A 1,856-nucleotide genomic window follows, 5' to 3' on the forward strand; every position below is an offset into this window, starting at 1 on the left:
CGCCTCGATGGCGGCCGCCTGTTCGGCAAGCATGGCCGAGACCTCGCCGGGCGAAGGCCCGCCGAGCGTCCGGCGCACCTCGACGAAGTGGAGCGGGTCGAGCGCCTGCCGGAGTTCCTCGTCAGACATGGAGATGGTGCGGCCCACAACCGCCAAGGCGGCATCGTGCAGGAGGCTTACCGTCCACTCGGTGGGCGCAAGCTTGCGTTGCCGGGCCACGTCTACCAGCCGGCTGGCGACCGAGTGCGCCTGTCGAAAGGAGAGACCGGCCCGGCGCACCAGGGTGTCGGCAAGCTCTGTAACGGTGGTCATTCCCTCGAAAGCCCGCCGCTCGAGAAGAGCAGCGTCCACATCGAGCGTGGAGATGACGCGGGCGAGCAGGTCAAGGGCCTCGAAGAAGAGTTGAGCGGCTTCATGCCACACCGGCTGCAGGTTGTCCTCGGTGTCGTTGATGTCCCCGAACGGCACGTTGGCATGAAGCAGGTAAGCCTGCTGCAACAGGCCTGGAAGGCGACCGAGCCGCGAGCGGATGTGTTCCAGCACGACCGGGTTGCGCTTGTTGGGCATGATGCTGCTCACCTGCACGAATGCATCCGCGAGCCGAATCGCCGCCACCTCGTTGGCGGCCCAGAATAGCAGGTCGGCAGTGAAGCGGCTCAGAGTGGCACCCACGGTGGCACACTCGGCCAGGAAGGGCATCACGTAGTCGGTTGCGGCCACAGCGTCGTAAGAATTGCGCACCACCTCGTCGAAGCCCAGCAGCGCCGCCAGCAGGCGGCGGTCGATGGTGAAGCCGCTGGTCGTGAAGGCTGCGGCCCCGAGCGGGGACTGATTGACCAGCGGGTAGTGCGCCTCGAGGCGCCGCCGTGAGCGTTCGACGTTGCTGAGGACAGCCGCCAGGTAGTGGGCCAGTGTGGTGGGTTGGGCCTGTTGCCCGTGGGTGTAGCCCGGCATGACCGTTCGGATGTGCCGCCAGGCGAGTGCCAGGAGGGCTTCCGACAGGGCGCCCAGGCGCTCGTGCGCCTCGAGGAGCGCGCGGCGAAGGTCGAGCCGGTAGAGCGTGACGTCGATGTCGTTGCGGCTTCGCGCCAGGTGAAGGTTGTCCGCCATTTCCCCGACCTCTTGGCGCAGGCGCTGTTCGACGGCGAAGAAGATGTCCTCGACGTCGCCCCGGTAAGGCTCGGTTCGCAGGTTTCCGCTTTGAAGGCGAACCAGCCCGGCGGCGATCCGGGCGGCGTCGGCCCTGTTCAGCCAGCCTGCCCGCACCAGCGCCACCAGGTGCGCCCGCTCCAGGTCGAAGAAAAAGTCCCAGTAGTGCCGCTGCCAGTGTTCAAAGCCCGGCCGCAGCACATGGGCAATGTAGGCGTCGTCCCAGGATCTTGAGGTTCCGGTTCTCACGGTGCGTTGTCTCCCTTCGGGGCCTGCCAGTCGGGGCTCACCAGGTGCGCTATGCCGGACGGGCGTGCACGTCGCCGGCCGTGGGATAGCGGCGCGGCTCCGAACTGATGGCGAGGCCGGCCGCCGCGTTGGCATGCTGAGCCTGAATCAGGGCGGCAAGGTTCCATCCATATCGCTAACTTCCCCGCTCTCGCTGTCTTGCCCGGCGAAGGCCGCCGACCGGGCAAGTTCGGCGCGTACCTCGGCAAAGGTAGGGTACCGGCGGGGGCTGGACGTAATCGCTAGCAGGGCGGCCATGTTCGCAAAGTCTAGAGCCCGGCTCAGAGACTCCCCGTCAACGAACAGGGCGCGGATCAGAGCAGCGTTGAAAGCGTCTCCCGCGCCCACCGTGTCCCTGGGAGTTGATGTTCGCGTACGGCGATGCACGATTTCCTGTCCATCCCACGCCCACGCGCCCC

2 protein-coding genes are annotated in these 1,856 nt (G+C 67.0%); both read right to left on the reverse strand.

Annotated elements, in window-relative coordinates:
* Positions 1 to 1,398: argininosuccinate lyase (gene argH, locus AB1609_22800; protein MEW6049263.1), on the reverse strand; the 1,398-nt coding region annotated here is incomplete at its 3' end.
* 147 nt (positions 1,399 to 1,545) lie between these two features.
* Positions 1,546 to 1,856: PfkB family carbohydrate kinase (locus AB1609_22805; GenBank protein MEW6049264.1), on the reverse strand; the 311-nt coding region annotated here is incomplete at its 5' end.

The organism is Bacillota bacterium (assembly GCA_040754675.1).
GTDB lineage: Bacteria > Bacillota > Limnochordia > Limnochordales > Geochordaceae > Geochorda.